This window comes from Megamonas sp. Calf98-2 (assembly GCF_900110235.1).
GTDB lineage: Bacteria > Bacillota > Negativicutes > Selenomonadales > Selenomonadaceae > Megamonas > Megamonas funiformis.
The window spans coordinates 1-3,356 of sequence record NZ_FOCY01000059.1 but is presented as its reverse complement, the minus strand read 5'-3'; the positions used below and the strand labels follow the sequence as shown (position 1 = coordinate 3,356).

5 protein-coding genes are annotated in these 3,356 nt (G+C 35.3%); 2 read left to right on the top strand and 3 right to left on the bottom strand.

Features of this window, described 5'->3' with window-relative positions:
* Window positions 1–168: 168 nt before the first annotated feature.
* Together BMX03_RS10960 and BMX03_RS10955 are read left to right on the top strand one after the other, a co-directional pair.
* On the top strand, window positions 169–1,467 hold the full coding sequence (locus BMX03_RS10960; protein WP_091695420.1) for a protein rep: 1,299 nt from the start codon (window positions 169–171) through the stop codon (window positions 1,465–1,467).
* Between the two features lie 17 nt (window positions 1,468–1,484).
* Complete coding sequence (locus BMX03_RS10955; RefSeq protein ID WP_091695418.1) at window positions 1,485–1,754, top strand: hypothetical protein; 270 nt, start codon at window positions 1,485–1,487, stop codon at window positions 1,752–1,754.
* Between the two features lie 747 nt (window positions 1,755–2,501).
* Here the strand turns inward: BMX03_RS10955 and BMX03_RS10950 are convergent.
* The 3 genes from BMX03_RS10950 to BMX03_RS10940 form a co-directional block, all read right to left on the bottom strand.
* Window positions 2,502–2,645 carry a YvrJ family protein gene (locus BMX03_RS10950; protein ID WP_091695414.1) on the bottom strand — a complete coding sequence of 48 codons (144 nt, stop codon included), beginning with the start codon at window positions 2,643–2,645 and terminating at the stop codon, window positions 2,502–2,504.
* A 134-nt stretch (window positions 2,646–2,779) separates the two neighbouring features.
* Window positions 2,780–3,010 carry a DUF1659 domain-containing protein gene (locus BMX03_RS10945; protein WP_091695411.1) on the bottom strand — a complete coding sequence of 77 codons (231 nt, stop codon included), beginning with the start codon at window positions 3,008–3,010 and terminating at the stop codon, window positions 2,780–2,782.
* A 17-nt stretch (window positions 3,011–3,027) separates the two neighbouring features.
* Window positions 3,028–3,243, bottom strand: coding sequence for a DUF2922 domain-containing protein (locus tag BMX03_RS10940; protein ID WP_091695408.1), 216 nt, complete (start codon window positions 3,241–3,243; stop codon window positions 3,028–3,030).
* Window positions 3,244–3,356: the final 113 nt, after the last annotated feature.

Below are 3,356 nucleotides of genomic sequence, written 5' to 3'. Positions count from 1 at the left end.
TTTTTTTTTTTTTTGTGATATACTTGGCTTGGCTGTTTTCTACTATCTTTAATACTAGAGTAATAAAAACCAGCATTGACAGCCCGCAAAGCCAAGCGTGGCGGGAATAGTCAAAAAGACAATTTTAACCAAAAACGGCACTTTGGAACATGAAAAGAGTAAAAACTTATGGAACAATTACAAGCACAAATAATTTATAATCTAACTTTAACTTTATTATTTTTTGCTTTAGATTTTTTATTTTTGGGCAATAAAAAACCCCTATTTTGTGATATAATAAAGGTACGAAGATTATTACAACAACAAAATAGAGGTGTTTTTATTATGTCTTTTACTAAAAATATTGTATCGCACCAGCCAAAAAAAGGCAAGCAAAATTTTTTGCACGTGGTAAACGCAGTAGAGAAAAAAACTCTACTGGTCATACATCACAAAAAGTTGCAGAAGGAGATTGAAAAGCGAGAGCAGGAAAAGCAAATTCCAATCGCAGAACCCACGGGAGAAAAGCTGGCGGACTATTCCGCAACAGGCAAAAAACGTAAGTGGGATTTGCACAAACAAAATAATCTTAAATTAGTGGAGCTTTATAAACAGGCAATAAAAATAAATCCTAGCGTTATAAGTCCCAAACGTCTACAAGACTTAGCGGACTGTGCAAGCCAGCTAGAATATTTACAGGACGCAGAAGGCAACAAAAAATTATATAAAACTTATTTTTGCCGTGTCCGCTTATGTCCAATGTGTCAATGGAGAAGAAGCCTCAAGTTATTCAGTCAAGTATCCAAAATAACGGATTACATCAACCAACAAAATGATGATGTAAGATACCTGTTCATCACACTAACGCAAAAAAATTGCTGTGGCTCGGAGCTGGTGCAGGAAATTAATAAGATAAATAAAAGTTTTAGTTTGCTGGTAGATAAAACAAAACGTGTACAGCCAGCAACTAAATTTAAAAAGATGTTGCTAGGATATATAAAAAGCACGGAAGTAACGTACAACCCTAAAACCAAAACATATCACCCGCACCTACATTGTATTTTTGCGGTGCAGGGGGAATATTTTAATAAAGCCAATTATATAAATAAAAATAGTTGGCGGTCGATATGGGCAGATTTATTAAAAGTAGATTATCTGCCACAAATAGATGTGCAGGCAATAAAGCCCGCTAGACAGCAAAAAGCAGTAGCGGAGCTTGCTAAATATCCTGCAAAGGTTAGCAGTATTTTAAATTTACCACAAATGCAGGCGGTGCAGGTCATAATAGATTTAACCACCCTTTGCTATAAACGTAGATTTGTAGCGTTTGGCGGTATCTTTAAAAAAACAAAAGCCCTGCTAAAATTACAGGACGTCGAAGCCGAAAACGCAGACCTTGTGGGAGCTGGGAACATAAAAGAATTTAATTATGTGGCACGTGCCATTTACAAATACAATGTAAAATTTGGCTGCTACATCTCATCATAAAAAAGGAGGCTTTAAAAATGCTGTGTGAGTATCCCGAATTTACAGAAGAAGAATTTTTTAATTTAGAACCAACAACGCTAATAGAAATAAAAGACACAGTATATTTTGCGGTAGAGCTATTAGAACCACAAATTTATTATTGGGACTGCAATAAAAATAAATATATACACGTTATTTATAAATTTGCTACGTTAGAAGATTTTTGGCAGGATATTTTGTTACAGGAACTGGAAGAATATCAGCAGGTAAGATTGGAAGCGGAAGACAACAAAATGGATTTTATATAATACCTCATGGGTGCTTAGTCTATGGACTAGGCACTTTTTTTATGTATGTTTATAGCCAAAAAATAGCAAAACGCGGAGCGTCTTACAAGCGGGCGGGTGCGTGTTGGCACTATAAAAAAACGGTCGCAACGGCAGGCAACATATCGGCAAAAAATAAACTTGGTCGCCCTCTTACAAAAGAATAGAACCCCACCCGTCGTGGGCTATTTTCTGCACGCAAAAAACAATATCCAAAAAAAGAAGCCCGCAACCTTTTAGCTCCATAAACAAAGCCCTACTCGCTCGCTCCAGCCACCACCACCGCTTGCTTGGGCGGGCTTAGATTATTCCGCTAAAAAATTGCTCCCGCAGTTTATTACCGTATAGCTTTTTGCGTGCTTATTTATTGCGTGCTTCCACAACCTCGCCCCCACCCTGCTCACCTCAACAGCTCGATGTTTTCGTTAGTGGCTTTTTAAATTTTGGCGGTTCGCTATCGCTCTGCCATTTTTCGTGCCTCATTAAAAAATCGAAGCCACAAAAAAACTAAGAGGGAGGGAAAGCAAGTGCCGTGCCAAAAAATTTACTGCCCAAAATTTCAAGGGGGTGCAAAAACTTGAAGGGGGAAATAAAAAAGAAGGGGGCTATATTAGCACCCCTTCTTTTTTTGAGCAAGTGGAAAATTTTTTTGAGAGCATAAAATAAATGCAATACCATATTTAATTTTTTATATACATATTTTTTAGCGATAAAAGAAAATGCGTAGTATTATTTATAATTTTTTATTTCTAGTGTTAGATTTTGTATAGCAGTTTCTAAACTTTTAAGACGTTCGTCCACCCTAAACATTAGGAAAAAGGCAACGACTGCGGGAAAACTATAATTCCCTATACTTTGTAAAACATCATTCATTTTTTTACTTTTTTAGGTGGGGGTGGTTAGCCCCCTGATATTATTGAGATTTTATTTATATGGAGATTTTTTTGTTTTTTTTGATGAGATTTTTTATATTAAGAGCAAAAATTTTTTATTGAGCATTAAAAAATTTATTCTCCTGCAACGACTTCTACTGTATTTCTTAAATAAACGGAGCCGAGAGGAAATTTTTGTAAAGACCCCACAGCCTGCCCAAGCTCCAAAGCGTCCGCGGTTGTAATATCCGGAGAGATATTGGAAAGGGTACGAGTACTATATGTGGGACTATTATCCCCCGCACTTGTACCAGTTTGCACCTTATATAAAATTTGTGTGTTTTTATCTTTTTCTACTACTGCCATTTTTTAAACCCCCTTTCTTAGGCTAAAATGTTTTTAGTTTCTGTTACGATATAAGCTTCTTTTATTGCTTCCGCAACATGTCCATCTTTTGTAATGGCTCTTTTATCTATAAATTTTTGCATAACTGCGTCTACAGTGGCTTTATTTAAATTATCTTTTGGAAAATCTACGTTAATATTATAGTTATCACCGTTATCTAAAGTAAAAACCATTGTTAAAGTCTGTTCGTCCATTTTTTTCACCCCTCATTTTTTATTTATTTATTTATTATTTATATTTTCGACTCCTTTATTTTATATCTGCAAAAAATTACTTTGGTACGTATTTTAAGCTTTTTTTTTTTTTT